Origin of the sequence: Paractinoplanes ferrugineus (genome assembly GCF_016862195.1) — a bacterium.
In the GTDB taxonomy this organism is placed as follows: domain Bacteria; phylum Actinomycetota; class Actinomycetes; order Mycobacteriales; family Micromonosporaceae; genus Actinoplanes; species Actinoplanes ferrugineus.
On record NZ_BOMM01000016.1, the window covers coordinates 308652 to 335360 of the forward strand.

Genomic DNA, 26709 nt, shown 5'->3' on the forward strand with positions numbered 1-26709 from the left:
GGCTGAACGACCCGGCCTGAACGACCCGGGCTGAGCGACCCGAGCCCGGCCGCCCGCGTCAGAGCAGGTCGCGGGCGGCCGCCCGGCGCAGTTTGCCGGACGGCGTCTTGGGCAGGCTGCCCGGCGGCACCACCCGCACCCGCGCCGGCCGGGCGTCGATCTCGGCCACCACCCGGGCGGTGATCTCCTTGGTGATCGCCTTCTCGGCGGCCTCGTCGCCGGCCAGCTTCGACTCGGCGATCACCGCGAACGACTCCCGGCCGCGGTCCTCGCCGGCCATCAGCCGCACCGCGACCACGTTGCCCTCGCGGACCCCTTCGACGGTGCCGGCGGCCCGTTCGATGTCGGTCGGGTAGATGTTGCGGCCGCCCATGATGATCACGTCCTTGCGCCGGCCGCACACCACGAGTTGCCCGTCCTCGACGAGGTAGCCCTCGTCACCGATGTCGAGCCAGCCGGCGGCGTCCCGGGCGCTCTCGTAGCCGCCGGGGGTCACGTACCCCTCGGTGACCGACTCCCCGCGCAGCTGGACGCGGCCGACCCGGCGTTCGCCGAGCGGTGTGCCGTCGTCGTCGACGACGCGCACCTCGACGCTCGGGTAGGGGCGGCCGAGCTTGGGGATCTCCCGGTCCGTGCCGGGGACCGCCTGTCCTTTCTCGAGTGCGGCCGCGTCGACCCGGTCGAGCAGCATGGCGTCCGACATCGCCGACATGGAGATCACCAGGGTGCTCTCCGCGGCGCCGTAACAGCAGTTCACGGCTTCCGGGCGGAGGCCGAACCGCTCGCCGATCTCGACGAATCGCCGCATCGTCGACGGGTCGATCGGCTCGGCGCCGTTGCCGGCCACCGTCAGGCTCGACAGGTCGAGCGCGCCGTCCGGGACCCGGGCCAGCTGCCGGTTGAGGACCGCCCACGCGAAGTTGGGCGCCGTGGTGATCGTCCCGCGATGCTCGCTGATCAGCTCGGCCCACAGCAGCGGCCGGCTCAGGAAGTCGGCCGGCCGCATGCTGACCAGCTCCATCCCGGTCATCATCGGCAGCAACAGGCACCCCACCATGCCCATGTCGTGGAACATCGGCAGCCACGACACCATCACCCCGGACTCGTCACAGCCGAGGTGCGCCCGGGAGTCGGCGAGGTTGGCGTAGAGGTTGCGGTGGGTGATCCGCACGCCTTTCGGCTCCGCGGTGGATCCGCTGGTCAGCTGCAGCAGGGCGACGTCGTCCTCGGCCGCCTCGACCGGATCGTGGTCCGGCCCGGCGGTCAGCTCACTCGCGATCACATGTTCGATCCCGTACGCGGTGAGCACCGGCACCACCTGCTCGAACGGCGCGCCCACGACGACCAGGCGGGCGTCGATCATCTTCAGGACCCGCAGGGTGTCCTCCCGCCAGGCCGTCAGGTCGGTGCGCGGGGTGGGCTGGTGCAGCATCGTCATGCTGCCGCCGGCCAGCCAGATCCCCTGCGCCACCGGGGCGATCTCGGCGGGCAGACCGGCCAGCACCGCGACGGCGTGCCCGGACCGGATCCCCGCCGCGGCGAGCCCGCCCGCCGCCCGGCGAGCCGATCGGTGCAGCTCCGGCCAGGTGACTCGGGCCTTGGCCGCCGGCGCACCGGTGACCATGCCGGTGGTGGCGGTCTGGGCGGTCTTGATCACGTCGTCGATGAAACGGCTCATCTAACCCCCAACGCTCGACTATCGCCCACAGTACGACCGAAAAAGTGGTGAAGGGCACCTTGTCCGTGTCGGAAAAGGGCGTGCTGGCAGGTCGGACCCAGTGGCAGGATGAGTAACTTCGCTTTCTTGCCGACTCAAGGCTCTCCTGACTCATGGCCTTTCAGACCGACCCTGGAGTTACTCGTGACTGACACGGCAGCCGCGCAGCCTGCCAAGTTGGACGCCGCCGTCCTCAAGATCGCCGGCGTGGTGGTCCTGGGCGCGATCATGTCGATTCTCGACATCACGGTCGTGAGCGTCGCCCTGCCCACCTTCCAGACCGAGTTCAACGCGACGTACGCCCAGGTCGCGTGGACCCTGACCGGCTACACCCTGGCCCTGGCCACGGTGATTCCGCTCAGTGGCTGGGCCGCCGACCGGTTCGGCACCAAGCGGCTCTACATGCTCGCTCTGTTCCTGTTCACCGCCGGCTCGGTGCTCTGCGCCACGGCCGACTCGATCGAGCAGCTCGTCGCCTACCGGGTGATCCAGGGTCTGGGCGGCGGCATGCTCATGCCGCTCGGCATGACGATCATGACCCGCGCCGCCGGTCCCGAGCGGATCGGCCGGCTCATGGCGGTCCTCGGCATCCCGATGCTGCTCGGCCCGATCGGCGGCCCGATCCTCGGCGGCTGGCTGATCGAGGCGGCGAGCTGGCACTGGGTCTTCCTGATCAACCTGCCGATCGGCATCATCGGCCTGGTCTACGCGTTCTTCGCGCTGCCCAAGGACGACCCGAAGCCGTCCGAGTCGTTCGACTTCGTCGGCATGCTGATGCTCTCGCCCGGCCTCGCGCTGTTCCTGTTCGGCGTGTCCTCGCTGCCGGAGACCGGCACGATCACCGCCACCAAGGTGTGGGTGAGCATGCTGATCGGCGCGGCCCTGGTGATCGGCTTCGTGTTCTACTCGTTCAAGCCCAAGCACCCGCTGCTCGACCTGCGGCTGTTCCGCAACCGGCGGCTGGCCGTCTCGACGGTCTCGCTGTTCGTGTTCATCATCGCGTTCATGGGCGCCGGCCTGCTGTTCCCCAGCTACTTCCTGCAGGTGCGCGGCGAGTCCACGCTGCACGCCGGTCTGCTGATGGCACCGCAGGGCATCGGCGCGATGATCACCATGCCGATCGCCGGCACGCTCGCCGACCGGATCCCGGTGGGCCGCACGGTGCCGTTCGCGATGGCGCTGATCGCCCTCGGGTTCTTCACCTTCACCCAGGTCGGCACCGACACTTCTTACCTGCTGCTGTGCGGTTCGCTGTTCGTGATGGGTCTCGGCATGGGCGGCACGATGATGCCGATCATGACCTCGGCCCTGCGCACGCTGAGCAGCCAGGAGGTCGCCCGCGGCTCCACCCTGGTGAACATCCTGCAGCAGATCGGCGGCTCGATCGGCACCGCGATCATGTCGGTGATCCTGACCAGCCGGCTGAACGGCTCGGCCCCGATCCCCGGGGTGACCGACCCGGCCTCGGGCAAGCCGATCACCGAGGCGCAGGCCGCGATCGCCGCTCAGCACGGCGCCCGGATGCCGCTCCCGCCGGACGTCCTGCAGCGGGGCCTGGCGTTCGTGGCCGACTCGTTCGCCAGCACCTTCTGGGTGGGCTTCATCCTGGTCCTGGCGACCTTCATCCCGATCGCGTTCCTGCCCCGCAAGCGCATCGCGATGCCGGCCACGTCAGCGGAGGAGGGCGCCTCGGCGCCCGCCCCCGTGGTGATGCACTGACCTGAGCAGCACTGAAGACGACCGGTCCCGAGCGGGGCCGGTCGTCTTCTTTACGGCTGCGACCGCAGGGCGGCGAGGAGCTGTTCCACTTCCCGCTCGTCGGTCGTCTCCCGGCCGCTCTCCCCGCCCGGGGCCGCGCTGCCCAGGGTGACCTGCGTCTTCTCGGCGACGATCCCCTTGCCGGAGGCGTGCACCGCGGCCACCCCGGCGGCGAGGAGGTCACGTACCATCTCGGGCCGCACCCCGCCGCCCGCCATGACCTCGATCCGCCCGCCCGCCGTGTCGACGAGCCGCGCCAGTTCCGGCAGCGCGTCGCCGGCCGAGGCCGCGCCGCCCGAGGTGAGGATCCGCGTCACCGCCAGCTCCACCAGGGTGTCGATCGCCTCGGCCGGGTCGGCGAGGGTGTCGAAGGCCCGGTGGAAGGTGATCTCGGCGGTGCCGGCCGCCTGTTTCGCCCCCCCGATCAGCTCGACGTCCGCCCGGCCGGCGCGGACGCCGCCGATCACCACGCCGGACGCCCCGGCCGCCACCGCGTGCCGGACGTCCCGCACCATCAGCGAGACCTCCCCGGGCTCGTAGTCGAAGCCACCCGGCCGCGGCCGGATCAGAACGTGGACCGGCGGGATGCCGGGCGTCGCGACCGCCGCCTCGATGAAGGCCAGCGACGGCGTGAGGCCACCGAGCGGGAGCGCCGAGCACAGTTCGATGCGGTCGACCCCGAGGCGGGCCGCGATGGCCAGGCCGTGCGTGTCCTGGACCGCGAGTTCAAAGGCAACCATGGCCCGCCGAGTATCGCATGCAAGATCGTCGTTCCGATCCGGCCGGGCCCGCGCGGCGTGGTCGGTGCCGGGCCGGGGCCGCCCGTACCGCGAAGTGTCGGATCACCCGGAAACCGTGGCCCGGCCGCGGACTTTGACCCACAGTGAGGAGATGGCGCAAGACGTTCGCCCGTCCCGCGGTCCGGCTCCGCTCAAGCCCGTCCTGGCCGTCCTGTTCGCGTGTGTCGCGGTGGCCGCGCTCTTCGCGGCCGGGATGGCGGCGGACCGGTACGGCAGCCGCAAGCCCGCCGCCGCGGCCCCCGCGGTGCCGGCCCGGACCTCGCCGGGACCGGGCGTCGGCACCCCGGCCCGGGACGGGAAGTTCGAGTTCGTGGTCTCCGGCGTGGACTGCTCCCGGACGAGCCTCGGCGTCGAACACCTCAAGCGCACCGCGAAGGGCAAGTTCTGCGTGGTCAGCCTGTCGGTGCGCAACATCTCGGACGACGCCCGGTATTTTCTCGGCCGCGCTCAGAAGGCCTTCGACTCGGCCGGCACGGAATACCGCGTCGACGAGATCGCCGACCTCTACCTCAACCGGGACACCGACACGTTCCTGGACCGGCTGGGGCCGGGCGAGCGGGCCGCCGGCAAGCTGGTCTTCGACGTGCCGCGGACGGTCCGGCCGACCCGCCTGGAACTGCACGACTCGCCGCTGTCCGGCGGGGTGCGGGTCACCGTCCGGTAGCGACCCGGAATCCGACGTCCTCCAGGCGCAGGCTCGGGTGGCTGCGCCGGCGCACCGACGCGCGGCAGCTCCAGTGCTCGTCGAACCAGCCACCGCCGCGCAGCACCCGGTAGGAGCCGTAGACCTCGGCGTCGTAGACGTCCCAGCACCAGTCCCACACGTTGCCGAGCATGTCGTGCAGCCCCCACGCGTTCGGGCTGCGCCCGCCGACGTCGTGCACGCGCTCCCCCGAATTGCCGCGGTACCAGGCGATGTCGTCGAGCGGGCCGTACCGGGGCCCGGTCGTGCCGGCCCGGCAGGCGAACTCCCACTCGGCCTCGGACGGCAGCCGATAACCGCCGGCACCCGCGTCCCACCCGACGTCGTCGCCGTCGACGGCATAGGCGGGTGCGAGCCCTTCCCGGCGCGACAACTCGTTGCAGAACCGCACCGCGTCGAACCAGCTGACGTTCTCGACCGGCAGCTCGTCGCCCGTGCCGGCACTCGGCCGGTCGCCGGTGACCTCGGCGTACTGGGCCTGCGTCACCGGGAACACGCCGAGCCGGTAGGGCCGCAGATCGACCGTCCATTCGCGGCGCGTCCGGCGATCCGCCAGCGTCACCCGCCCGGCCGGCAGCTCGACCAGGTCGATCAGCATGCGCGCCACTCTAGCCGGGGGCTCACCCGGCGAGGTGCGGTTAACCGCACCTCGATCACCGAGCCTCCCCGGATGTCTCCGGGTCCTCCGCCGACCAGGGTTGAGCCATGGAATCCGTCCTCTCCCTGGTGTCCGTGTCCCGGCGTTACCGGCGCGGGGTGCTCGCGCTTCGTGACGTCTCCCTCGAGGTTCCCGCCGGGCAGTTCGTCGCCGTCATGGGCGCCACCGGCTCCGGCAAGAGCACGCTGCTGCACTGTGCTGCCGGGCTCGACCGGCCCACCGGTGGGCGGGTGCGGCTCGCCGGGCACGACCTCACCGGCATGCGGGAGTCCGCGCGCACCCGGCTGCGGCGCGATCACGCCGGGTTCGTCTTCCAGGCCTACAACCTGCTGTCCGAGTTGACGGTCCGGCAGAACGTCACTCTTCCGGTACGCCTCGGCGGTCCCCGCGGACGCACCGTCGACGAGGTGCTCGATCAGGTGGGCCTCGCCGGCTTCGCGAAGAGGCCGGTCGGGGAGCTGTCCGGCGGGCAACGCCAGCGGGTCGCCATCGCCCGCGCGCTGATCACCTCGCCCTCGGTGGTGTTCGCCGACGAGCCGACCGGGGCGCTCGACCCGACCACCGGCGGGCGCGTCCTCGCCCTGCTGCGGGCCGCGGCCGACCGCGACGGGGCGGCCGTGCTGATGGTGACGCACGACCCGGCCGCCGCCGCGTGGAGCGACCGGCTGGTGCTGCTGCGCGAGGGCGTGATCGCCTACGACGGGCCGGCGCCGCGGGCCGACGAGATCGCCGACCGGCTTCGCGGGGTCTCGGCGGTGGCGGCATGAACAGCGGGATGATCCGGCAGGCGGTACGGCGCAACCCGTGGGCGTTCCTCGGGCCGGCCACCACCCAGGCGCTCGCCGCCGCCCTGGTGACGGTCGGGCTCTGCGCGATGGCGTCGCTCGACGGGGCACCGCTGACGGTGGCGCAACGGGCCCGGATGGTCGAGGACGGCTCCACCGATGCCGGACTGCTCTTCCTGATCTCGTCGATCTATCTGTCCGTCCTGATCGTCGGGGTGACGATGGGGACCGCGATCGGCGACCAGGCCCGCGACCTCGCTCTGTTCCGGACGGTCGGCGCCACCCCGGCGCGCACGAGGCGGGCGATCGCGTTGCAGGCGGGGCTCGTCGCCGTGCCGGCCACGCTCGCCGGGGTGCCGCTCGGGCTGCTGGGCGGCGCCGCCTGGGTGCACGGCCTGGTCGGCCACGGCATCGTGCCGGCCGAGGTGACCTTCCGGGTGCACGGCGGGGTGCTGCCGATCGCGTTCGCGGTCACCGTCGGCACGTCGCTGCTCGGCGCGCTGATCGCGGCGATCCGCCCGTCCCGGTTGCGGCCCGCGATGGCGCTGGCCGAGGCGGCGGTGGCCCGGGGGCGGGGCCGGGTGCGTACCCCGCTGGGCCTGCTCCTGGTCGCCGGGGGCAGCACCCTCTCGGTGGTGCTCAGCGGGCTCGACGCCGAGACCGCCGACAACGGGGGCCTGCTGGTGATGCTGTCCATGTGTTTCGGCACCGGCCTGCTCGGGCCGGTCCTGCTGCGCGTCGCCGCGCCGGTGGCCCGGCTGATCGGGCCGGCCGGCCGGGTCGCGGCCGACAACGTGGTGGCCCGCAGCCGATCGCTGTCGGGAGCCCTCGTGCCGCTCACACTCGCGGTCGGGTTCGCGGCCTTCACGATCGTGATCGGCGCGACCACCGAGCACGTCACCGGGGTCGCCATGGGGGGCGCCGACAAGTGGCTCACCTATTCGGGCACCGGGGTCTACTCGGCGTTCGCGGCCGTCGCCGGCGTCAACACGCTGATCACCGTGATGCGGGCCCGGGGTCGCGACCTCGCCGTCATGCGGCTCGTCGGCGCTACTCAGGGGCACACGCTGACGGTGGTGATCTGCGAAGCTCTGGTCGTGACCGCCACCGCTCTGGTGGCCGGGGCCGCCGTGGCCGCGGCCACGCTGCTGCCGCTGCTGCACACCGCGCTGGGCACGTGGGTGCCGTGGGTGCCGCTGCCGTTCCTGATCGGCGTCGTCGTGGGCACCGCCGCGCTGGTGCTGGCCGGGCTCGCGCTGCCGGCCGCGGTGATGCTGCGCCGGCCACCCATCGAGGTGATCCGATGATCCTGCTCCGGGTCTGGGCCGGCGCCCGTTTCTGGCGTGAGCTGGCCTACCTGATCAGCGGGGTCCTGGTTCGCCTCCCGCCGTTCGTGGTCGCGGTGCTCGGCATCGCGGCCTGCGGGCTCTCCGTCGTCATCTTCGGGCTGGCACTGCTCGCCGGGGTGCTGGCGCTGGCCCGGCGGACACCGCGCTACCTGCGCGCCCCGGCCCGCAAGATCCTCGGCTGGGACTGGCCCGACGCCCGGCCGGTCAGCCGCAACCCGCTCACCGACAACACCGCGTGGCGCGCCATGCTCTACTGCTTCCTCGGGTTCTTGCTGTGCTACCTGGGCGCCTACCTCACCGTTATCGGGCTGGCCGGCGGGCTCGCCGCCGTGACCTACCCGGCCTGGTGGTTCCTCTCGCACAACCCGGGGCAGCTGTTCGACATCGCCCAGGCCGAGAGCTGGGCGTCGACCTGGGCCGAGGCCGTCAAGGGCCTGGTGCTGCTGCTGGTCGTGCCGTGGTTCGTGCGGGTGGTCGTTCTCACCGACGGCTGGCTGGTCCGCGCGCTGCTGCATCCGAGCAGCTCGGCCAAGCGCATCGCCGAGCTCGAGGCGGGACGCACGGCACTGCAGGCCGACGCGGCGGCCCTCCTGCGCCGCGTCGAGCGCGACCTGCACGACGGGACGCAGGCGCGGTTGGTCTCGCTGGGCGTCCAACTCGCGCGCATCGAGCACAAGACCGACCAGCCGGACGTACGAGCATTGGCCGCCGACTCCCGCCGGACCGTGACCGAGGCGCTCACCGAGTTGCGCGACATCGTCCGCGGCCTGCACCCGCCGGCCCTCGACGACGGCCTGGAGGTGGCCCTGTCCACCCTGGCCGGCCGCAGCGCCGTCCCCGCCGACGTGACCGTGCGCCTGACCGGCCGGCCGGCCGACGCGACCGCCTCGGCCATCTACTTCACGGTCGCCGAACTGCTCACCAACGTGGCCCGGCACGCCGCCGCCACCCGGGCCTCGATCGCCCTGACCGACGACCGGAAACAGCTGACCCTGACCGTCCGCGACAACGGCCGGGGCGGCGCCGGTGCGGGCACCGGCACCGGCGACGGCGCGGGCGACAACCGCCGGGGCACCGGGCTGGCCGGGCTGCGGCGGCGGGCCGAGGCGCTCGACGGGAAGCTGCTCGTCGAGTCGCCGGTGGGCGGGCCGACCGTGGTGACCATGACCTTGCCGAGGGAGTACTGATAGCCATGCGCGTGGTCATCGCCGAGGACAACGCGCTGCTGCGCGACGGCATCGTGCTGCTGCTGGGCGAGCACGACATCGAGGTGGTGGCGGCGGTCAGCGACGGGGTGGCCCTGGTGGCCGCGGTGGACCGGGAGCGGCCCGACGCCGTGGTCTGCGACGTACGGATGCCCCCCACGTACACCGATGAGGGTCTCCGGGCGTCGCTGGCGATCCGCGCGGCGCACCCGGAGATCGGGGTTCTGGTCTTCTCGCAGTGGGTGGAGACCAGCTACGCGCGGCGGCTGCTCTCGGAGAACGCCGGGAAGGTCGGTTACCTGCTGAAGGACCGGATCGTCAGCACCGACGAGTTCGTCGGCGCACTGCGGCGGGTCGCCGACGGCGGCACCGCCCTGGATCCGGAGGTGGTGCGGCACCTGCTGGCGGCGCCGCAGGTCGACGCGGGTCTGGCCCGGCTGTCGGCGCGGGAACGGGAGATCCTCGGGCTGCTCGCCGAGGGCCGTTCCAACGTGGCCATCGCCGAGTCGCTGCGCCTGGTCGAGCGCAGCGTCGAGAAGCACGTCACGGCCATCTTCACCAAACTCGACCTGCCGCACGCCCGCTCCGACCACCGCCGGGTGCTGGCCGTCCTGCGCTACCTCCGCGCGTGAACCAACCCCCGCCGGCCGGCGGCGCGCGGCGGCGGGACTGTCAGAGGGCGATCCAGTAGCGGCGGGCCGGGCCGAACGGGGTGTCGGCGATCCCGTCGAGGACCCCGCCGCCGCGTTCGATCGTGCGGGCGGAGGGCTCGTTGGCGGTCGTGCACATCAGCATGACCCGGGACAGGCCGGCCCGGCGGGCCTCGTCGAGCATGTGCCGCAGGGCCCAGCCGGCCACGCCGCGGCGGCGGGCGGAGGGGCGGACGCCGAAGCCGATGTGGCCCAGCGGCGGGGGTGTGCCGTCGAGCTCCCAGCGCAGCACGATGCCGCCGAGCACCCGGCCGTCCTCGACCATCCAGCGGTGGACGTGGCCGTTGTCGTGCTCCTGGGTGGTGTCCTCGTCGAACGTCAGCCGATCCACCCACGAGCGGAAACCGGCGGGCGTGTCCACGTCGTCGGACGGGCGCAGGCCGAAACCGTCCTCGTGGCGGCCCGGCCCCCACTCGGCGTGGGCCTCCCGCCAGGCCAGTTCCAGACGGAGGGTGGGGGCGACCAGATCGGGCATCCGGCGACCCTACCGGTCAGACCACCACCGGCTGATCCAGCCGGCCCGCCCGGGTCCAGCCGAGGTAGGTGCGCAGTTCCTCGGGGCCGGCCAGGACGTCGGCGCCGAGCTCGGCGACGGCGATCCGGCGCGCGGCCACCGGGTCGGGGTCGTGGCCGTACACCTCGGGCCACTGCCGGTGCAGGCGCGGCTCGCCGCCGAACGTCAGGTCGGCGTCCTCGAGGACCATCGGGTCGCCGTAGACCGCGCCCTGGCAGCCGGCGAGCAGGCCGTACCAGATGGCGCTGCACAGCCGGTTGGACACCACCCGCTTGTGCCGGCGCAGCTCGGCGAGCTGCCGCACCAGGAACTCGCGGTCGGTGTCGCGCCACCAGAAGCCGCGGTAGCCGTGGCAGATGACCCGGAAACCGGCGTCCTCGTAGACCCGGCGGATCCGCCGGTCCTGGTATTCGTTCCAGTACAGGCAGGTGGTGACCGGGCCGGTCTCGTGGGCCTTCAGTTCGTCGATGAGGCGCTGGTGGTCGCCCCTCACCTGCTGACCCTCCCAGCCGTGGAAGGGGTAGAAGATCGTGCCCGCGCGCTCGGCCGCCGGGACCCGGTCGTCGTCCATCGCGTCGAGGTAGGCGAACGGGGAACCCACCACCACGGCGTCCCGGCGGCCCTGCGACCACGCGCGGCGGCGGGTCTGCTCGGACCAGACGAGCAGCGGGCTGCCCTCGACGAAGGGCACGCCGGGCGCCATCCCGTCACCGATGTTCCAGCCGTGCTGGAGGTAGCCCCGGATGCGCGGCGGGTGCAGCGGCTCGTCGAGGCGGCACCACTTCGCCAGGATGTGGGCGTGGCCGTAGTAGTAATTCGCGTGGTGCATCGGTCGGAGCATAACATCGCGGACTATGCGCGCAGAGCTGCCGAAACACACGATCGCGGTCCGGGATCGGGGCGGTTACCGCCAGTCCGTGCTGATCCTCGGGACGGCCCAGCTGGGCATGGCGTACGGCATCGCCAACCGCACCGGCGCGCCCGACGACGACGCCACGACCCGCATGCTGGCCGCCGCCCGCGACCTCGGGATCACCCACCTCGACACGGCCCGCGCCTACGGGGACAGCGAGCAGCGCATCGGCGTGTCGGCGCCGCCCGAGCTGTCGATCATCACCAAGATCGCCCCCGGGGCCGAGGTCCGGAGCAGCATCGAGGCCAGCCGCGCGGCGTTGCGCCGCGGCGGGCCGCTCACCCTGCTCTTCCACCGGGCCGCCGACGCGCTCGGCGGCGGCTGGGACGAGCTGCGCGCCTGCCTGGCGACCGGATCGGCCGACCGGATCGGGGTCTCGGTGCAGAACCCGGATGAGCTGCGGGCGGTGCTGGACCTGCCCGACCTCGGTTACGTCCAGCTGCCGTGCAACATCCTGGACCGGCGCTGGCCCGATCCGGCCCTGCGCAGGGAAGACCTGGTGGTGACCGTGCGTAGCGCGTACCTCCAGGGTCTGCTTGTCGCCGGAAGTGCCGTGCCCTGGCCCCGTCTGCCCGACGCCGAGCGCGACGCCGTCGTCGCGATCCTCGACCGGCTCGTCGCCGACCTGGGCCGGGCCGGGCGCGCCGATCTCTGCATCGCCTACCTGCGGTCTCTGCCGTGGGTGACGTCCCTCGTCGTCGGGGCGGAAACGGAAGATCAACTACGGGACAACGCCGATCTCGTACGCCGGGAGCCGCTCACCGACAGTGAGCGGGACGCCGTGCTGGCCGCCCTCCCGCCGATGCCCGACGCCCTTCTCGACCCGAGCCGGTGGAACCGATGACGATGCTTGACGACCTCTTCGGCCTGCGCGGCCGCGTGGCCGTGGTGACCGGCGCGACCGGCCGGCTGGGCCGGGTGATGGCCGCCGCCCTGGCCGGCGCGGGCGCCACCGTCTGGCTGATCGGGCGGGACGAGGACCGCCTGCGGGCCCTGGCCGACGACCTGGGCCCGAACTGCCGCCCGGCCCGGTGCGACGTCACCTCCGGCGCCGATGTCGCCGAACTCGGCGCTCTCCTGCGAGCCGAAGCCGGACGGGTCGACGTGCTCGTGCACAACGCGCACGTGGGACGGGGGGGATCGCTGCGCACGTCCGCGCCGCAGGACTACCTCGACGCCGCCGACCTGGCCTTCGGCGCGTTCCAGCGGCTGCTCGGCGCCACCCGCGAGCTGCTGGTGGCGGCGGCGGCCGACAGCTCCCCCGCGGTGATCACGGTGGCTTCGATGTACGGCCTGGTCAGCCCGAGACCGCAGCTCTACGACGATCCGGACACCGGCGGCAACCCGCCCTACTACGGCGCCGTCAAGGCCGGACTCGTGCAGCTCACCCGCTATGCGGCGGTGGAGCTGGGACCGGCCGGGGTGCGGGTCAACTGTGTGACGCCGGGGCCGTTCCCGGGCGACGGCGTCGATCCGGCGCTGCTCGAGCGGCTGAGCGGCCAGTCGCCGCTCGGGCGGGTCGGCGACCCGGCCGAGATCGCCACGTCGGTGCTCTATCTGGCGTCGCCGCGCAGCAGCTATGTCACCGGAGCGAATCTGGTCGTTGACGGAGGGTGGACGGCCTGGTGAGGCCGGGGCGCCGGGTCGAGGGAAAGACGCTCTGCTGTGGTGTAATGCGAAGCCTTTGACACGAAACGCCTAGGCGTTTCACCCCTCGACCACAGGAGCACGGTGTCCGGAACGACTACTTTCGGGCCGCATGAGCGCAGGCCCGAGCTCAAGGCACTGACGGGCCTTCGCGCGGTGGCCGCGATCGCGGTCGTCGTCTCGCACGTGGGCGTTCCGAAGAGCCTGCCGCATCCGCTCGCCCAGATCGCGCACTGGGGCTACATCGGCGTCCCGCTGTTCTTCATGCTCTCCGGCGTGGTGCTCGGCTACAACTACCCGCAGCTGACGTACAAGCAGCACCGTCGGACGATCAAGTTCTACATCGCCCGCATCGCCCGGGTCATGCCGCTGTACTGGGTGATGGTGATCTACTCCGCCCTGCTCTACGTGTCGGTCGACCACCAGCAGTACCCGAAGGTGTTCCTGATGAACATCTTCGGCGTGCAGACGTGGAGCGGCGACCTGCTGGCCGCCCAGTCCCGCTACAACGGTCCGGGCTGGTCGATCGGCGCCGAGCTGTTCTTCTACTTCCTGTTCCCGTTCGTGGTGCCGCTGGTCGCCGGCGCCGCCAAGCGGTGGGGCGCGAAGGCCCTGCTGCTGATCGCCGGCGGGATGGCGCTGGTGTCGCTGATCCTGTTCGCCTACTTCGTCATCTCCGGCCGCGCCGACCTGCCGGCCGCCGACCCCGGTTCGGCGCACCGCTGGCTCTACCGCAACCCGCTCTGCCAGCTGCCGATCTTCCTCGTCGGCGTGGCGATCTCGTTCCTGCTGCCGTACGCCCGCCAGTGGAGTGACCTGACTCACCACGTGATCCAGACGCTCGTGCTGGCCTACGTACTGGTTCTCGCGATGGTCCGGGGTGAGGGCGGCTTCTGGGGCGCGGGCTCGTTCGGACCGTTCTTCGTGATCCCGTTCGCCGTCGCGCTGATGTCCTTGGCTTCGGACCGTGGTTGGTTCGCGCGCATTCTCCGTACACGGCCTATGGTCACGCTCGGTGTTGCCAGCTATGCCCTCTACATCACGCACCGCTGGTTCGTCTGGCAGCTGAGCACCTCCGACCCGGTCACCAAGGGACACGACATCGCCCCGTACGTCGGCTTCGTCGTGACGATCTGCGTACTGCTGCTCATCGGCGAGGGCGCACACCGTTACGTCGAGGAACCGGCACGTCGCTGGATCGTGAACATGACCAACCGATGGGCCCGCAAGTTCCCGGCCCGCCGCCGGATCCCGGCCCAGCCCGCCGCCCCCGTCCAGGAGCGCGACTCGGTGAGCGTCTGAGGCGAAACTGGTTCGCACCTGCGCTCTTGTTCCACGCCCCGGACCGAACAAAGGTCGACTGTGGCCGGTCGAGACCTCGACCGGCTCCAGTTCCCACGAGGCGAGGTTGATGAGCGCAGCAACCGTTTCGACGGTCCCCCCAGATCCCATCGGCGCCGCCACGCCGGTCGAGTTCGCGATGCGCTTGCGCGCACTGATGACGGCACGTCGCCGTTCCCTTGACAGCGTGGCCCGGCGCAGCCGTGACGCCGGCACTCCCATCTCCCGGGCCACGGTCCACAACCTGATCACCGCCGCCGGATCCCCACGGCGGGAGACCCTGGTCAGCTTCCTGCGCGGTTGTGGAGTGCCACCGCGCGAGCAGGTGCGCTGGCTGACCACCTACGACGTGGTCTACCGGCCCCGTTAGGGGTCTGTCCCGCCGGTCAGGCGCGGGGCGGCAGGCCCGGCAGGACAGATCGCTAGAGGTCACGGCGCTTCCAGCCGGCCCGAGCACGAGGGCGACCCCAGTCGTCCACAGGCTCGGGCCGGCGCCCCCCACCCGTCGGCGGCCCGCATGCGCGCCGCCGTGCTCGGACACGCGATCCTGCCCGGCTCCCAGCGGCAGACCCGGCCGCCGTCGGCACGGTTCCCCCCGTCGACCCCAGCGAGACGGCAATTCGTCCGAAATGCGGGGCCCGCGCGTGAAGAAGCCGGCCCCTCAAGTCACGTCTTCAGCGAAGTTGCCGCCTCCCCCACGGTCGGAGACCACGTTTTCAGGAAGATGCGGAGATCTCGTCCGGCACCGGCTCGGTGACCGGGGACAGCGGCGGGGGTCCCGAGATGCGGATCGGAAGTGGCCCCGGGGCAGGCCGGAAGGGCGGGAAGGTCACCGGGAACGGTAGAACTCCAGGTGTCGGCGGGCGGCTGCCGACCAGGTGTGCGAGGCGGCGAGAAGCCGGCCGCGCGTCGTGCGGGCGGGGTCGGGCTCCTTGATGACGGTCAGCAAGGCGTCGGCCAAGGACGCGGGGTCACGGCCGTAGCGGACGGCGGTGCCGAAGACCTCGCGCAGCACGGGGAGGTCGCGGGCCACGACGGGGACGCCGGCGGCGAGGGCCTCCATGGCGGCCAGGCCGAAGCCCTCCTTGGTGGAGGGGAAGGCGAACGCGGCGGCCCCGGCGACCAGGGCCGGCAGTTCGTCGTGCGGGACCGGGCCGAGCACCTCGGGCGTCACTCGCAGGGTGCGGGCGCGGGCTTCCCAGGCGGCGCGGTACTCACGGTAGTCGAACAGGGTCTCGCCGCCGGCGATCACCAGGCGCAGGCCGGGGATTCGGTCACGCACCTGGGCGTACGCGTCAAGCAGGTCGACCGATCCCTTGCGCGGCTCGATCCCACCGACCGCGAGCACGTACCGTCCGTGGGCCTTCGATGGTTCGGCCGCCGCGAAGCGGGCGGCGTCGACGCCGTTGGGGATGACCGAGGGGTGCAGGCCCCAGCCCGCCTCGACCTCCGCCGCGACGGCGGCGGAGACGCAGATGTGCGCGTACGGCCGGACGATCGCCCGTTCGTGGCAGGCGGCGAGTTCGGGGGTGGTGAACTGGTCGAGGTGGTGGACGGTACGCACGCAGCGGTCCACGGCGTTGGCGCTGATGCAGTCCTGGGCGTGCACCACGTCGTACGCGTCCGGGGTGAAAGCCTGTCGCAGCACCGCGATGGACCGCACGATGCGGGCCCCGACCGACTCGCCCGCCCGCTCGGGGAAGTCGACGACGCGCAGGCGCACCCGCTCGTCCACCGGGCGGAAGAAGCCGGTGTCGCCGCCGCGGCCCAGCGTCCAGACCGTGACGTCGGCGCCGAGCTCGGCAAGCGCCTCGGCGAGCGCGAGCGTGTGCACGACCCCGCCGCGCGGCCGGGTCGAGTAGCTGAGCAGCGCGATCCTCACGGCGCGCTCCGGTAGGTGGCGGGCCGCAGCTCACCGAGGTGGTTGAGCACCCGGCGGGCGGCGGCGATCTCGGCGGCGACGTCCAGCTCGGCCACCGCGAGACCGGCTTTGGCCCAGGTCCGGGCGAGGATGTTGCCGGCCGGGCCGACCACCTTGGCCTGGCCGAGGAAGCGCATCCCGCCGACCGCGCCGGTCTGGTTGGAGCTGACCACGACGATCTGGTTCTCGGCGGCGCGGGCGCAGTCGTAGAGGTCGAACAGTTTCGACTGCCGGTCCTGGGCGAGTTTGGGCGCCTGGTTGGTGATGCTGGCGGGCCAGGCCGACAGGCAGGCGACGATCTGCGCCCCGTCGACGGCGAGGGTGCGTGCCGACTCGGGGAAGGTCTTGTCGTAGTCGATGAGCATGCCGATCCGGCCGGCCGGGGTGTCGAACGCGGCGAACGAGTCGCCGGGCGCGTAGACGGTGCTCTCGGCGGCGGGCAGGTGCACCTTGCGGTGCCGGCCGAGGACGCCGTCGCCGGTCAGCGCGACCGCCGCGTTGTACCGCCGGTCGCCGTCGGCCTCGCAGTAGCCGACGCAGACCACCATCTCCCGGGCCAGCGCGGCGACCTGGCCGAGGATCGGGTCGTCCGGTTTGAACGCGGGTGGCAGCGCGTCCGGGTCGGGATGCCGCAGGTCGGCGAGGTAGCCGCCGAGCGCCGCGTCGGGCAGCACGAGCAGGGCGGCCCCGGCGGCGCGGGCGTCGCCGACGAGTTTGCCGATCCGCCCGAGGTCGTGATCGAGGTCCCGGCCGAAGTGGGCGGCGGCCGCGGCGATCCTCACGCCGCGACGTACGCCGACGGGCGCCGGTCGCGCAGGTGGCCCATGCCTCTGCGGGCCGCGGTCAGCATCGCCGGTACGTCCACCTCGGCCACCGCCATGCCGGGGGCGGTGCCGGTGGTGGCGAGCACGTCCCCGCCGGCGTCGACGATCTTGGCGCTGCACACGAAGCGCATCGAGCCGAACGTGCCGGACTGGTTCGCCGACACCCACACCACCTGGTTCTCCAGCGCGCGGGCCCGGTCGAACAGATCGAACCGCCTCGTCCAGCGGTCGTCGGCGAGGTCGGCCGGCGCGTCGGTGCGGCTGCCCGGCCACGCCGACACCACCACGATGATCTCCGCGCCGTCCAGGGCGAGGGCGCGCGCGGCCTCCGGGAACGCCTTGTCGTAGCAGATCAGCAGCCCGATCCGGCCGACCGGGGTGTCGAACGCGGCGAACGAGTCCCCCGAGTCGTAGCTGGCGTTCTCCCGCAACGGCTGGTGGACCTTGCGGTGGTTGCCGAGCACCCGCCCGTCGTGCACGCAGACCACGCTGTTGTAGCGCCGCGCCCCGTCGGCCTCGCAATAGCCGGCGCAGACCACCATGTCGCCGGCGAGCGCGGCGAGGCGGGCGATCTCCGGGCCGTCCGCGCGCAGGGCGGGCGGCTCGTCGGCCCCGCCGTCGAGGTGGGCGAGATATCCGCCGAGTGCGGCTTCGGGCAGGGCAAGCAGGTGTACGCCCTGGGCCCGCGCCGTGGCGATGAGTTCCGCGACCCGCCGGAAGTCGCCTTCCAGGTCCCGGTCGAACGGTGCGGCCACGGCCGCGACCCTGGTGACGCTCATGATGCCAACCCCTCCGAGCTTGCTCTCCCCAACCGGGTGACCGCGGCGTCCAGCGCATCGGTGATCTCCCCGTCCGGCCAGCGCAGGCGGACGCCCCCACCGGCGACGAGTTCGCCGCAGTCGGCGGTGACCGCCGGCCCGGCGTCCGTCCCGGCTTCGGCGCCGGCCCACGGTCCGGCCGTCAGCATCGCGAAGCCGGGGAAGCAGGTGACCCAGTCGCCGACGCCGGCGGCCGGCGGCCGGGGCACCCGCGCGACGTCGAGCAGGGCGCCGCAGCCGCTGGCCTCGGCCAGCATGCCGAGCGTGCCGGCGATGCCGGCCATCGAGACGTCCTTGGCCGCGGCGGGCCGCACCCGCGCCACGAACGACTGCATCCGGCGCAGCTCGCCGGCGGTGCGCTCGCTCGTCGAGTCCCACTGCCGCCCGCGATAGCCCGGCCGCCAGCGTCCGCCCAGGTCGGCGGTGAGCCGCAGGCGCTGACCGGGTCGTCCCCCGCCGCCGGGCACCGGGTGCGCCGTGCGGCCCAGGGCGGTGGCCGACAGGGCAGCCGGCACACCGAGCTGGGTGTGGCCGCCGAGCACCGGGATGCCGTACGCCTCGGCGGCCCGCCGCAGGCCGCCCAGGATCCGGGCGGCGTGGGCGGTGTCGCGGGCACCCACCGCGTTGAGCAGCCCCACCGGCGCCGCCCCCATGGCCGCGAGGTCGTTGACGTTGACGAGGACCGCGCACCAGCCGGCCCACTCCGGGTCACGCTCCACCATGGACGGTAGGATGGCGTCGCAGGCGGCGATCAGATCGGACCCCGGTACCGGCGCCCCGTCGTCGCCGACGAACCCGTCCCCACCGGGGGCGAGCCCGTCGAGGATCTCGCCGAGCGGGGTCTTGGTCGACGCGGCGAGCGCCGCGAGCCGCCGGATCGGCCAGCGCATCAGCGTGTGCGGCTGCCCCGCCAGCCGGACGTGCCGGACCGGTTGCCACCCGAGCCGGCGGAACATCGTCTCGGTACGCCGCTGGACGGTGGCGTCGAACCGGAGCGCACCCGCGCTCTCGGCATAGGCGCAGGCGGCCCGCACCAGCGCGGCCCCGATGCCGTGGGTGCCGCGCGCGTCCGGGTCGACGACCAGCCGCCCACCCTGCCACCAGCCGATGTCCGGCCCGTCCGAGGCGGGCCCGAGGCGTACGCCGCCGAGCAGCTCGCCCCGGGCCGACCGGGCGATGAGCACCACGGTGCGCGGATCGTCGTCGCGCTCGTCGCGATCGGAGCCCGCGAAGAGCCCCTGCTCGTCGACGAACACCCGGCGCCGCAGCGCGTGATAGCCCGCGAGCTCGTCGGCCCGCTCGACCAGGAAGTGCGGGCCGACCAGGGCCGGCACCAGGTCGGCCGGGCGGTGCCGGCGGTTGGTGACCGGCCAGTCCCCGGTCATCCGCCGGCCGCCTGGAGAACGCCGCACGCCCCGCACGCGGCACAGCCCGCCTTCTGGCCGGTGCCGAGCATGCCGGCCGCGCGCAGCATGGTGGCCACCCGGGCGCTGATCTCGCGGACCAGGGCGGGCGGGGGCGCGGTGACACCGTCGCGGCGGGCGAGGGTGCCGGCCATCGGGCGGAACGGGACCACGAACGGGTAGACGCCCCGGGCGATCAGCCCGGCCGCGCCCGCCACCAGCTCCTCCGGGTCCTCGCCCAGGCCGACGAGCAGATAGGTGGAGACCTGGTTGCGGCCGAAGACCTCGACCGCCCGGTCCCAGGCCGCCTCGTACTCGGCCATCGGCACCGCGCCCTTGCCGGGCATCCACCGGCGGCGCACCTCGTCGTCGAGGGACTCGACGTGGATGCCGATCGACACGGCGCCGGCCGCGCGCAGCTCGTCGAGGACGGACAGGTCGCCGGGCGGTTCGATCTGCACCTGGATCGGCAGGCCGGGCACCGCCGCCAGCACCGCGCGCACGCAGCGGACCAGGTTACGGGCGCCGCGGTCGGGGCCGGTGGTGGTGCCGGTGGTCAGCACCATCTGCTTGACGCCGTCGAGCCGTACCGCCGCCTCGGCCACCTCGGCCAGCTGCGCCGGGGTCTTGGCGGCCACCGTGGCGCCGGCCCGCAACGACTCCTCGATGGTGCAGAAGCGGCAGCGCTGGTCCTCGGGGTAGCGGATGCAGGTCTGCACGACCGTCGTGGCGAGCACGTCCCGGCCGTGCAGCCGGGCGATCTGCTCGTAGCGCACGCCGTCGGCCGTGGACAGGTCGTAGAACGCCGGCCGGCGGACGACCTCGAGCGACAGGCCGGTGTCGACCTCGCCCAGCCAGACCCGGCCGTCCCGCACGTCGTAGGGGCTGTCCGGGTTCATCGGGAACGCCGCGTTGCGGCCGTCGACCACGACGTGGCCGTCGTCGCTGGGACCGGCCCCCGCCGGCCGGCGTACGGGCGCGGACACCCGTACGCCGCGCACGGCGAGGTCGGCGTGGACGTCGAGGGACATCAGAACATGTAGGTCGAGTTGATGATCGCGCCCTTGCGGGCGTAGTGGATCAGCGCGTCCTGCACGTCGAGCGGGTGCGTCGGGATGACGCCCTCGATCAGGTCCTCCTCACGGGCGCCGTGCAGCGACAGGCCGAACCGGCAGCAGTAGACCTTGCCGCCCTCGGCGATGAACGTCTTCAGCGAGTTGTTGATGTTCTGCTCGCCGGGGAACGCGGACGCGCCGGTGGTCGGGAAGCCGCGGGTGGCGAGCGCGTTGAGCGAGCCCGGCCCGTAGAAGTAGATCGCCGACTCGAAGCCCTTGCGCAGCGCCCGGGTGGCCTGCAGGACCGCGACGAAGCTGACCGACGACTCGTGTGCGATGCCGTGCACGAGGGTGAAGTAGCTCTGCCCCTCCTCGGCCTTGTAGTCGGGGAAGACCTTGGTGCCGCCGTAGATGGTCGAGCCCTCCGGCAGCGACGGGTGCGGGATCTCGGTGAGGCTCTGCTGCTCGAGTTCGTTGAGGTCGGTCATCGTGTTCCTCCGTAGAGCGTGTCGAAATTCGTCTCGAAAACGGCCTTGGTGAGTTCGGCGTCGTCGGCCGCCGCGCGCAGCCGGGCCAGCTCACCCGCGTGGTCGCCCCACGGTTCGTCGCTGGCGAACAGCACCCGGTCGTGGCCGAGGCCACGCCGGTCGATCTCGGTGACGAGCCAGCGGGGCGCGAACCCGATGGCCCAGGACAGATCGGTGTAGACCTGTTTGCCGGCCGCGATCCAGTCGAAGAACCGCGAGCCGATCAGCTTGATGTGGCCGCTCATCCCGCCGCCGAAGTGCACGAGGTGGATGCGCACGTCGTCGCCGAACCTCTCGACGAGCTTGCCGACCTGGTCGATGTCGCTGCCGGCGCCGGGCGAGGTGTGGACGTGCACGGTGAGGTCGTGCGCCCGGGCGGCGGCGAAAACCGTCTCCAGTCCCGGATCCTCGACCCCGCCGCCGAGCAGGAAGCTGAGCTTGAGCGCCCGCACCCCCGGCTCGCCGGCCAGTTCCAGCGCGCGGGCCGTCCGTTCGGTGTCACGTTCCCGTGCCGACACCCACAGGCCGGCCCGGATCCGGTCGTCGCGCTGCGCCGCCTCCACCACCAGGTCGTTGAACCCGAACGCGACGTCCGGATCGGGCACGCCGTAGTTGGGCAGGACCAGCGCGCGGTCGGTGCCCTCCCGGTCGAGGTCCGCGAGCAGCTCGGCGATGGTCGCCCGGGCGGTCACGGCCGGCTTGACCGGCGGACCACCGTAGAACGGATAGGCCGGCAGCACGCCCAGGTGCCGGTGCGCGTCGTAGATCATGCCGCCGCCCACCACTCCGCCTGCGGATAGGTCTCGGTGGGGGTGCCCGCCAGCCAGCCGACCTCGTCGGCGAACCGCTGCCGCCGGGTCGCCGAGATGCGGGAACACAGGAATTCCGCGTCCCGCGCCACCCCGGCGAACCGGCCCGACCCCCACGTCCACTGCCACGGCAGGCCGAGGAAGTAGAGGCCGGGACAGCCGGTGACGCCCCGCTCGTGGGTCGGGTAGCCGCGCCCGTCGAAGACCGGCACCTCGATCCACCGGTGATCACGGTGGAATCCGGTCGCCCACACGACCGCGGACACTCCGGCGGCGGCCACGTCGAGCACGCCCGCCGAGTCGTCCGGTCGCCAGACGGGAACGTAGCGGGCCTCTGCCGGCGCTTCGATTCCCGCGCTGTCGATGTACCGATCGATGGCGTCCTTGATGCCCTCGGCCACGGCGTCCGCGGCGTCGAGACTGCCCGCCAGGTCGGGCGCGAAGGTCAGCGTGGGACCGGCGACGTCGCGCAGATGCCCGTACAGCCGCATGCCGTCCCGGGCGAAAGCCCGCAGATCGATGTCGCGGCCGCCGTCGCGCCCGGTCATGTAATGGTTGGCCCGCAGCCGGACCTCGTCGGCATCGGCGAACTCGTCGATCCCCCGGGCGTAGTGGCCCATCTCGTCGAGCCACGCCAGGGTGTCACGCCCCCGGTAACGGCGGGCGGCCCGCGGCGCGCTCCCCACCGCGAGGTGCACCGGCCGGCCCGCGAGGTGCAGATCCTCGGCGATCTGACAGCCCGACTGCCCGCTGCCGACCACCAGCACCGCACCGTCCGGCAGCTGCGCCGGGTTGCGGTACTGCGAGGAATGCACCTGGGTCAGGCCGGCCGGCATCCGCTCGGCGATCCGGGGCACGGCCGGCGCGTGGTAGGGCCCGGTGGCGATCACCACCTGGTCCGCGGTGAACTTCCCGGCCGAGGTCATCAATTCGAAGACCCCTGATCGGGTACGGCGTAGCCGGGTCACGTCCACGCCCGCGAGCAGCGGCGGATCAAAGCTGGCGGCGTACTTCTCCAGGAAGTCGACGACGTCCGCCCCGAGCATGAACCCGTCCGGATCGTCGCCGTGATAGGCGTAACCCGGAAGCTGGCACTGCCAGTTCGGGGTGACCAGGCAGAACGAGTCCCAGCGGCGGGTGCGCCACTCGTGGCCGACACTCTCCCGCTCGAACACGACATGGTCGACGCCGCGCCGGCGCAGGAACCAGCTCATCGAGAGCCCGGCCTGCCCACCGCCGACCACGGCGACGCTGTAATGGCTGCTCACGCCGAGATCCCCTCGATCCGCACGTCGCCGGTCAGCTCCGTCGCCCGCCGGTCGACGGCCGCGATCGAGGCCGCGGCCCGGCCGCACGGAAACCCGTAGGCGGCCCGGACCCGGTCACTCGCCTCGGTGAGCGCCGCCCGGCTGCGGACCACGAAATCGGCCACCGCGAGCACCTGCCCGGCGTGGAAGTAGTCCTCGACGACCGTCGAGGGCGAATAGATCCGCTGTGTCTGGCCATCCGGCCAACGCACCGTCACGTACCGTTCCGGCATGGCTCTCACCTGGCCGTTCTCGTCGCTGGTGAGAGCCAGTCAAGGGAGATCCGGTTTCCCCGTTGTTTCATCCGGAACAAGCGCCCGTTAGATGCTCCTCACTTCCACCCCGGTGTTTCGATCCCGTTCGCGCCGACACATTCCGGCAACAGCCGCTACGACGGCCACGTTCCGGCAAGGGCCCGCACCGATCGAGTGGATCCACCCGGCACCACCGTTGCTGACTGATCGGCGGATGCCGACGTGGAGTGGCCGGGGCACGGGGGCCCTCATCGACTGAAGTTGGCCGGCGCCCGCCCCGACCCGGCATGGGCGGCCGAGCCGGGCACCGAATGGAAGTCGATCAACGCCGGCTCGATCTCCTACAGCTGGGCCACAAACTCCACCTCGGGGAAGGCCGGGCTGGGGCCTTCGAGCAGGCGTTGCCGCCGGTCGCGCAAGTGCAGATCGAAAAAGGCGAGAGGGTACGCCTGCTGAACGCGCACCGCGCGACGCGGATCGAGGTCGTCGATCCAGTCGTGCAGCTCCTCGTCGCTCCTGCCGAGGATCGTCGTCAGTTGCGGGATCAACCACTGGTGGTCGCAGTAACCGCCGTGCGGGGCGCCCTCGGTGTGCACCTGCAGCCGCCAGCCGCGCAGCAGCGGCCAGAACTCGCCGACGCCGCTTTCCTCGGCGCCCGGGGTGTAGACCGCGGTCATCAGCATGAACGGCCGATCGAGGGCGGCCGGGGGCGGCTGGGACAGCATCAGGCCGTCGAGGCTGAGCCCGGCTCGAACCCGGTGGTCGGTGTTCATCACCAGGGCGGTCGCCGTGCCGCCCTTGGACCAGCCGAACATGCCGACCCGGCCGAGGTCGAGCGCGGCGCCCAGGCCGGCCGGCAGCGGGCGGCGCCCGGCGTCGGGGTTGTGTCCCGCGGCCAGCTCCTCGAGACGGTCGAGGACATATCGGATGTCACGGGCGTGGTCCCACGGCGTGATCGACGCGTTGTCGTCGGGGAGGATGAGCCGCCCGCCGGGAAGCTCGCTGTACGAGTCGTCCGAATGGTCCACGGTGACCACGATGTAGCCCTGGCTGACCAGCTCCTGCACCACGATGGTGGCCTCGGAACGGTGCCCGGCGGCGCCGTGCGAGAACAGCACCACCGGGTGCCGGCCGGGCCGCACCGGGGCACCCTCGTGGCCGGCCGTGCGCGGCGGCGCGGCGGCGACGTCGAGGTCGGCCGAGGCGAGCAGCGCGTGCATCGCAGCGGCGTCCATCCACGGCGCCACCGGGAAGCGCGTGGCGGCCGGCGTCGGCGGATACCAGATGCTCGCCATCAGGTCGCGGCGCCCGCCGGCCAGATGCAGCGCCACGGTGCCGATGGGCAGCGGCCCGGTCGGCGCGGGCAAGCGGAGACGGGCCGCGCCGGCCGAGGCCGGCGCGGGACCACCGAGGGCGACGGCCGCCCCGGTGGCGAGGGCGGCGGTGAGCAGGCTCCGACGGGTCGGTGCGGTGGTCATCGATCCTCCGTGGGGTGCGGCGACGCATCGGGGTGACTGACGGTTTCGACTCGGCTGATCAGTTGCTTGAGGCGGTCGATCTCGGCGGCGAGTGCGGTCCGGCCGGCCCCGGTGAGGGTGATCCAGGTGCGGCCGCGTTTGCCCTCGTAGCCCTTCTCGACGTCGATCAGGGCGGCTTCCTCGAGCACGCTCAGGTGCTTGGAAAGGTTGCCGGCGGTGAGTTCCAGCTGGGTGCGCAGGTAGCCGAACTCGACCCGGCGAGCCTCGTGCGCGATGGTGAGGATGCCCAGCCGCACCCGCTGGTGGACGACGTCGTCGAGACCGTTGGCCGGGTGCGCGGCGTCCGGGTCCGGAGCGTCGGTCACCGCGGTCACGGTTGCCGCCGGCGGCGGGCCGCGGCCCGGAACCCGGCCGCGCCCAGCAGCAGCACGGCCGCGACGGCGAGTTGCGGCAGCGCGTAGTTCCACCGCAGTCCCCACTGCGGCGGCCCGTAGCCGGTGTTCAACGGCAGCACGAGCACGACCAGGGCCAGGTAGACGACGGTGAACAGGAGCAACGCGACGTTGCGTTCGAGCCACGCCAGCACGAGCAGCGCGATCCCGATCATGCTCCACGGCATGACCAGCCGGTCGAGGGCGAACCACCAGTACGGCAGGGGGCCTTCCGGCACGGCGTGGTGGGCGAGGTAGAGCCGCAGGCCCACCCAGGCGGCGGGGAGCACGACAGTGGTGACCGCCCCGGTGATCGCGTACGGCCGGATGTGGGTGCCCAGCCCCCGCGCCCGGGCCGCCCGCAGGTAGCTGACCGCGATCACCGCGTAGGCGATCGGCAGCGCCGGGATCCAGTAGAACAACATGCCGTTGCGGGCGAACTCGCAGCTTCCGTCGGGGTGGCACCGGACCCACATGCCGACGACGTCGAACGGGATCGCCACCAGCGTCGTCACGGCCAGCACCAGCAACGCGACCCAGGTGAGCCGCTGGTCGAGACGTACGCGACGGGCCAGGGCGCGCGCGTCGGACAGCAGCCGGCGCGGATCCCCGCCGATCGGGACCGAGTCAGTAGTCATGCCAATAGGTTTCCATTACAAACCTGTCGGCGCAAGTGACTAGTTGAACGGCGGCCGGCTCACCCCGAAGTAGGCGTGGATCTCGGCGGCCCGCATCTCGGTGCGGTAGACGATCATGGCGACGGTGCCGAGCACGACCGCGGCGGCGAGCGTCCCCCACAGCGTCTCGTGCCACGGGTCGCCGGCCGCGAGCAGACCGCAGACCAGCACGGCCAGCCCGCCGCCGCCGGTGGTCAGCCGCAGCTCCCGGGTGTATTTCTGGAACGCCTGCCAGGCCTGCCGCGCCTCGCCGAAGTGCGACGGCGGCGACCACTTCCCGGTGATCCACAGCCCGGCCATGGTGAACAGCCAGAACGCGGCCAGCCACATGCACCAGGAACTCACGTCGCCGAGGAAGAAGGCGGGCGGGATCTCCAGACCGGCGATCGCGAACGGCAGGAAGCAGTCGAGGAAACTCGGCGCCCACCGCAGCAGCACACTCATCGTGAGGTAGTAGTAGAAGACCGACACGAACACCAGCAGCAGCGTGATGCTCTGCACGCAGATCAGCAGCGTCGGCCGGGGGAACGTGTTCTGCGCGAGCAGCGCCAGCGCCACCCCCTGGATGATGCTGATGATTGTGATGAAGCCGTTCGGCGAGACCTCCAGCGAACGCCGGATCAGCACGTCGCGGGTCAGCGCCTGGATGGCCTCACCACGGCCGGGCTCGACCGGCTCGCGGGGCTCGTGACGAACGCTGTTGAGGTACGGGTCGGACGACTCGGAGTAGCCACGCCGACTCCGGTCGACATGGTTGAGGTAATTCCTGGATTCGGACGGTCGTCGGTGCCGGGCGCGCGCGAAGTCGTGTGATTCTGCTGCCACGCCACACATGATGGCCGATGCGTCAATACCCGTACGTTAATAAGATCGAATTCGGATTTGACGTTTTAGCAGCTCAGAGCGTTGTCAAGTGCGCGGACGCGCTGATTTCCGAACACCCCGCCGGAAATCGGGGAAACGGCAGGTCACCGGCCCTTTTACTGATTACCCTCCGCTGTCGCCATTCTCGACCCGTTCTTCGACGATTACCCAGCGCAATGTGCGGCAAAAGCAAAAAGGACCACTTCCGGCGTACGTCGGAAGCCCCGGCGACGCGCACTAT

Annotated in this window: 28 protein-coding genes; 10 read left to right on the forward strand and 18 right to left on the reverse strand. The window is 72.3% G+C overall.

Annotated features, from left to right (window positions below; genetic code table 11):
* Positions 1 to 58: 58 nt before the first annotated feature.
* Complete coding sequence (locus tag Afe05nite_RS12225) at positions 59 to 1678, reverse strand: fatty acyl-AMP ligase (protein WP_203817133.1); 1620 nt, start codon at positions 1676 to 1678, stop codon at positions 59 to 61.
* Positions 1679 to 1786: 108 nt separating this feature from the next.
* On the opposite strand from Afe05nite_RS12225, the gene Afe05nite_RS12230 reads away from it, so the two are divergent.
* Positions 1787 to 3436 carry a DHA2 family efflux MFS transporter permease subunit gene (locus Afe05nite_RS12230; protein ID WP_203817134.1) on the forward strand — a complete coding sequence of 550 codons (1650 nt, stop codon included), beginning with the start codon at positions 1787 to 1789 and terminating at the stop codon, positions 3434 to 3436.
* Between the two features lie 50 nt (positions 3437 to 3486).
* Here the strand turns inward: Afe05nite_RS12230 and Afe05nite_RS12235 are convergent, their stop codons facing one another.
* Entirely contained in the window at positions 3487 to 4215 is a 729-nt protein-coding gene (locus Afe05nite_RS12235) for a copper homeostasis protein CutC (RefSeq protein ID WP_203817135.1), read from the reverse strand.
* Positions 4216 to 4366: 151 nt separating this feature from the next.
* Between Afe05nite_RS12235 and Afe05nite_RS12240 the strand changes: the two genes are divergently transcribed.
* Entirely contained in the window at positions 4367 to 4939 is a 573-nt protein-coding gene (locus Afe05nite_RS12240) for a DUF4352 domain-containing protein (RefSeq protein ID WP_203817136.1), read from the forward strand.
* On the opposite strand, the gene Afe05nite_RS12245 is transcribed toward Afe05nite_RS12240, so the two are convergent.
* Positions 4926 to 5576: a formylglycine-generating enzyme family protein gene (locus tag Afe05nite_RS12245; protein WP_203817137.1), complete on the reverse strand. Its 651-nt coding sequence runs from the start codon at positions 5574 to 5576 to the stop codon at positions 4926 to 4928. The two genes, Afe05nite_RS12240 and Afe05nite_RS12245, sit on opposite strands and share 14 nt — an antisense overlap.
* Before the next feature lie 107 nt (positions 5577 to 5683).
* Here Afe05nite_RS12245 and Afe05nite_RS12250 point away from each other — a divergent pair, with 107 nt between their 5' ends.
* From Afe05nite_RS12250 to Afe05nite_RS12265, 4 genes are read left to right on the forward strand one after another with little or no spacing between them, the layout of a single operon-like run.
* On the forward strand, positions 5684 to 6403 hold the full coding sequence (locus tag Afe05nite_RS12250) for an ABC transporter ATP-binding protein (RefSeq protein ID WP_203817138.1): 720 nt from the start codon (positions 5684 to 5686) through the stop codon (positions 6401 to 6403).
* Complete coding sequence (locus tag Afe05nite_RS12255; RefSeq protein WP_203817139.1) at positions 6400 to 7728, forward strand: FtsX-like permease family protein; 1329 nt, start codon at positions 6400 to 6402, stop codon at positions 7726 to 7728. The genes Afe05nite_RS12250 and Afe05nite_RS12255 overlap by 4 nt, the downstream gene beginning before the upstream one ends.
* Positions 7725 to 8957 carry a sensor histidine kinase gene (locus tag Afe05nite_RS12260; protein WP_203817140.1) on the forward strand — a complete coding sequence of 411 codons (1233 nt, stop codon included), beginning with the start codon at positions 7725 to 7727 and terminating at the stop codon, positions 8955 to 8957. The genes Afe05nite_RS12255 and Afe05nite_RS12260 overlap by 4 nt, the downstream gene beginning before the upstream one ends.
* Positions 8958 to 8962: 5 nt before the next feature.
* Complete coding sequence (locus Afe05nite_RS12265; protein ID WP_203817141.1) at positions 8963 to 9607, forward strand: response regulator transcription factor; 645 nt, start codon at positions 8963 to 8965, stop codon at positions 9605 to 9607.
* 40 nt (positions 9608 to 9647) lie between these two features.
* Here Afe05nite_RS12265 and Afe05nite_RS12270 read toward each other — a convergent pair whose 3' ends face one another.
* Both Afe05nite_RS12270 and Afe05nite_RS12275 read right to left on the reverse strand, forming a co-directional pair.
* Complete coding sequence (locus Afe05nite_RS12270; protein WP_203817142.1) at positions 9648 to 10160, reverse strand: GNAT family N-acetyltransferase; 513 nt, start codon at positions 10158 to 10160, stop codon at positions 9648 to 9650.
* 16 nt (positions 10161 to 10176) lie between these two features.
* A complete protein-coding gene (locus tag Afe05nite_RS12275) occupies positions 10177 to 11028 on the reverse strand; it encodes a hypothetical protein (protein ID WP_203817143.1) in 852 nt (283 codons plus the stop codon).
* A gap of 25 nt (positions 11029 to 11053) precedes the next feature.
* Between Afe05nite_RS12275 and Afe05nite_RS12280 the strand changes: the two genes are divergently transcribed.
* From Afe05nite_RS12280 to Afe05nite_RS12295, 4 genes are all read left to right on the forward strand, one after another.
* Positions 11054 to 11956, forward strand: coding sequence for an aldo/keto reductase (locus Afe05nite_RS12280; RefSeq protein WP_203817144.1), 903 nt, complete (start codon positions 11054 to 11056; stop codon positions 11954 to 11956).
* Complete coding sequence (locus tag Afe05nite_RS12285) at positions 11953 to 12741, forward strand: SDR family NAD(P)-dependent oxidoreductase (protein ID WP_203817145.1); 789 nt, start codon at positions 11953 to 11955, stop codon at positions 12739 to 12741. Before Afe05nite_RS12280 ends, Afe05nite_RS12285 begins: the two co-directional genes overlap by 4 nt.
* A gap of 102 nt (positions 12742 to 12843) precedes the next feature.
* Positions 12844 to 14061: an acyltransferase family protein gene (locus Afe05nite_RS12290; protein WP_203817146.1), complete on the forward strand. Its 1218-nt coding sequence runs from the start codon at positions 12844 to 12846 to the stop codon at positions 14059 to 14061.
* A 109-nt stretch (positions 14062 to 14170) separates the two neighbouring features.
* On the forward strand, positions 14171 to 14470 hold the full coding sequence (locus tag Afe05nite_RS12295; RefSeq protein WP_203817147.1) for a helix-turn-helix domain-containing protein: 300 nt from the start codon (positions 14171 to 14173) through the stop codon (positions 14468 to 14470).
* Positions 14471 to 14929: 459 nt separating this feature from the next.
* Here Afe05nite_RS12295 and Afe05nite_RS12300 read toward each other — a convergent pair whose 3' ends face one another.
* From Afe05nite_RS12300 to Afe05nite_RS12360, 13 genes are all read right to left on the reverse strand, one after another.
* Positions 14930 to 15982, reverse strand: a complete 1053-nt coding sequence (locus tag Afe05nite_RS12300; RefSeq protein ID WP_203817148.1) for an MSMEG_0565 family glycosyltransferase — start codon at positions 15980 to 15982, stop codon at positions 14930 to 14932.
* Positions 15979 to 16803, reverse strand: coding sequence for a carbon-nitrogen hydrolase family protein (locus tag Afe05nite_RS12305; protein WP_239117756.1), 825 nt, complete (start codon positions 16801 to 16803; stop codon positions 15979 to 15981). Before Afe05nite_RS12305 ends, Afe05nite_RS12300 begins: the two co-directional genes overlap by 4 nt.
* Positions 16800 to 17624, reverse strand: a complete 825-nt coding sequence (locus Afe05nite_RS12310; protein WP_203817149.1) for a carbon-nitrogen hydrolase family protein — start codon at positions 17622 to 17624, stop codon at positions 16800 to 16802. Before Afe05nite_RS12310 ends, Afe05nite_RS12305 begins: the two co-directional genes overlap by 4 nt.
* Positions 17621 to 19048: an MSMEG_0567/sll0787 family protein gene (locus tag Afe05nite_RS12315; protein WP_239117757.1), complete on the reverse strand. Its 1428-nt coding sequence runs from the start codon at positions 19046 to 19048 to the stop codon at positions 17621 to 17623. Before Afe05nite_RS12315 ends, Afe05nite_RS12310 begins: the two co-directional genes overlap by 4 nt.
* Positions 19045 to 20097, reverse strand: coding sequence for an MSMEG_0568 family radical SAM protein (locus Afe05nite_RS12320; RefSeq protein ID WP_203817151.1), 1053 nt, complete (start codon positions 20095 to 20097; stop codon positions 19045 to 19047). The genes Afe05nite_RS12315 and Afe05nite_RS12320 overlap by 4 nt, the downstream gene beginning before the upstream one ends.
* The gene (locus tag Afe05nite_RS12325) at positions 20097 to 20609 is read right to left on the reverse strand and encodes an MSMEG_0572/Sll0783 family nitrogen starvation response protein (RefSeq protein ID WP_203817152.1); all 513 of its coding nucleotides are present in this window, start codon (positions 20607 to 20609) and stop codon (positions 20097 to 20099) included. Before Afe05nite_RS12325 ends, Afe05nite_RS12320 begins: the two co-directional genes overlap by 1 nt.
* A complete protein-coding gene (locus tag Afe05nite_RS12330) occupies positions 20606 to 21418 on the reverse strand; it encodes an amidohydrolase family protein (RefSeq protein WP_239117758.1) in 813 nt (270 codons plus the stop codon). Before Afe05nite_RS12330 ends, Afe05nite_RS12325 begins: the two co-directional genes overlap by 4 nt.
* A complete protein-coding gene (locus tag Afe05nite_RS12335) occupies positions 21415 to 22725 on the reverse strand; it encodes an MSMEG_0569 family flavin-dependent oxidoreductase (RefSeq protein ID WP_239117759.1) in 1311 nt (436 codons plus the stop codon). Before Afe05nite_RS12335 ends, Afe05nite_RS12330 begins: the two co-directional genes overlap by 4 nt.
* Complete coding sequence (locus Afe05nite_RS12340; RefSeq protein ID WP_203817153.1) at positions 22722 to 22997, reverse strand: MSMEG_0570 family nitrogen starvation response protein; 276 nt, start codon at positions 22995 to 22997, stop codon at positions 22722 to 22724. The genes Afe05nite_RS12335 and Afe05nite_RS12340 overlap by 4 nt, the downstream gene beginning before the upstream one ends.
* 362 nt (positions 22998 to 23359) lie before the next feature.
* Positions 23360 to 24496, reverse strand: a complete 1137-nt coding sequence (locus Afe05nite_RS12345) for an alpha/beta hydrolase family protein (protein ID WP_203817154.1) — start codon at positions 24494 to 24496, stop codon at positions 23360 to 23362.
* A complete protein-coding gene (locus Afe05nite_RS12350; RefSeq protein ID WP_203817155.1) occupies positions 24493 to 24870 on the reverse strand; it encodes a transcriptional regulator in 378 nt (125 codons plus the stop codon). The genes Afe05nite_RS12345 and Afe05nite_RS12350 overlap by 4 nt, the downstream gene beginning before the upstream one ends.
* Positions 24867 to 25565 (reverse strand): hypothetical protein, encoded by a 699-nt coding sequence (locus Afe05nite_RS12355; RefSeq protein ID WP_203817156.1) that lies wholly within the window; start codon positions 25563 to 25565, stop codon positions 24867 to 24869. The genes Afe05nite_RS12350 and Afe05nite_RS12355 overlap by 4 nt, the downstream gene beginning before the upstream one ends.
* Before the next feature lie 39 nt (positions 25566 to 25604).
* On the reverse strand, positions 25605 to 26429 hold the full coding sequence (locus tag Afe05nite_RS12360; protein WP_203817157.1) for a hypothetical protein: 825 nt from the start codon (positions 26427 to 26429) through the stop codon (positions 25605 to 25607).
* Positions 26430 to 26709: the final 280 nt, after the last annotated feature.

Excerpts from the sequence above, each read along its gene's own strand:
- Afe05nite_RS12225 (WP_203817133.1), bottom strand. The coding sequence starts at position 1,678 with ATGAGCCGTTTCATCGACGACGTGATCAAGACCGCCCAGACCGCCACC.
- Afe05nite_RS12230 (WP_203817134.1), top strand. The coding sequence starts at position 1,787 with ATGAGTAACTTCGCTTTCTTGCCGACTCAAGGCTCTCCTGACTCATGG.
- Afe05nite_RS12235 (WP_203817135.1), bottom strand. The coding sequence starts at position 4,215 with ATGGTTGCCTTTGAACTCGCGGTCCAGGACACGCACGGCCTGGCCATC.
- Afe05nite_RS12240 (WP_203817136.1), top strand. The coding sequence starts at position 4,367 with ATGGCGCAAGACGTTCGCCCGTCCCGCGGTCCGGCTCCGCTCAAGCCC.
- Afe05nite_RS12245 (WP_203817137.1), bottom strand. The coding sequence starts at position 5,576 with ATGCTGATCGACCTGGTCGAGCTGCCGGCCGGGCGGGTGACGCTGGCG.
- Afe05nite_RS12250 (WP_203817138.1), top strand. The coding sequence starts at position 5,684 with ATGGAATCCGTCCTCTCCCTGGTGTCCGTGTCCCGGCGTTACCGGCGC.
- Afe05nite_RS12255 (WP_203817139.1), top strand. The coding sequence starts at position 6,400 with ATGAACAGCGGGATGATCCGGCAGGCGGTACGGCGCAACCCGTGGGCG.
- Afe05nite_RS12260 (WP_203817140.1), top strand. The coding sequence starts at position 7,725 with ATGATCCTGCTCCGGGTCTGGGCCGGCGCCCGTTTCTGGCGTGAGCTG.
- Afe05nite_RS12265 (WP_203817141.1), top strand. The coding sequence starts at position 8,963 with ATGCGCGTGGTCATCGCCGAGGACAACGCGCTGCTGCGCGACGGCATC.
- Afe05nite_RS12270 (WP_203817142.1), bottom strand. The coding sequence starts at position 10,160 with ATGCCCGATCTGGTCGCCCCCACCCTCCGTCTGGAACTGGCCTGGCGG.
- Afe05nite_RS12275 (WP_203817143.1), bottom strand. The coding sequence starts at position 11,028 with ATGCACCACGCGAATTACTACTACGGCCACGCCCACATCCTGGCGAAG.
- Afe05nite_RS12280 (WP_203817144.1), top strand. The coding sequence starts at position 11,054 with ATGCGCGCAGAGCTGCCGAAACACACGATCGCGGTCCGGGATCGGGGC.
- Afe05nite_RS12285 (WP_203817145.1), top strand. The coding sequence starts at position 11,953 with ATGACGATGCTTGACGACCTCTTCGGCCTGCGCGGCCGCGTGGCCGTG.
- Afe05nite_RS12295 (WP_203817147.1), top strand. The coding sequence starts at position 14,171 with ATGAGCGCAGCAACCGTTTCGACGGTCCCCCCAGATCCCATCGGCGCC.
- Afe05nite_RS12310 (WP_203817149.1), bottom strand. The coding sequence starts at position 17,624 with ATGAGCGTCACCAGGGTCGCGGCCGTGGCCGCACCGTTCGACCGGGAC.
- Afe05nite_RS12315 (WP_239117757.1), bottom strand. The coding sequence starts at position 19,048 with ATGACCGGGGACTGGCCGGTCACCAACCGCCGGCACCGCCCGGCCGAC.
- Afe05nite_RS12320 (WP_203817151.1), bottom strand. The coding sequence starts at position 20,097 with ATGTCCCTCGACGTCCACGCCGACCTCGCCGTGCGCGGCGTACGGGTG.
- Afe05nite_RS12325 (WP_203817152.1), bottom strand. The coding sequence starts at position 20,609 with ATGACCGACCTCAACGAACTCGAGCAGCAGAGCCTCACCGAGATCCCG.
- Afe05nite_RS12330 (WP_239117758.1), bottom strand. The coding sequence starts at position 21,418 with ATGATCTACGACGCGCACCGGCACCTGGGCGTGCTGCCGGCCTATCCG.
- Afe05nite_RS12340 (WP_203817153.1), bottom strand. The coding sequence starts at position 22,997 with ATGCCGGAACGGTACGTGACGGTGCGTTGGCCGGATGGCCAGACACAG.
- Afe05nite_RS12345 (WP_203817154.1), bottom strand. The coding sequence starts at position 24,496 with ATGACCACCGCACCGACCCGTCGGAGCCTGCTCACCGCCGCCCTCGCC.
- Afe05nite_RS12355 (WP_203817156.1), bottom strand. The coding sequence starts at position 25,565 with ATGACTACTGACTCGGTCCCGATCGGCGGGGATCCGCGCCGGCTGCTG.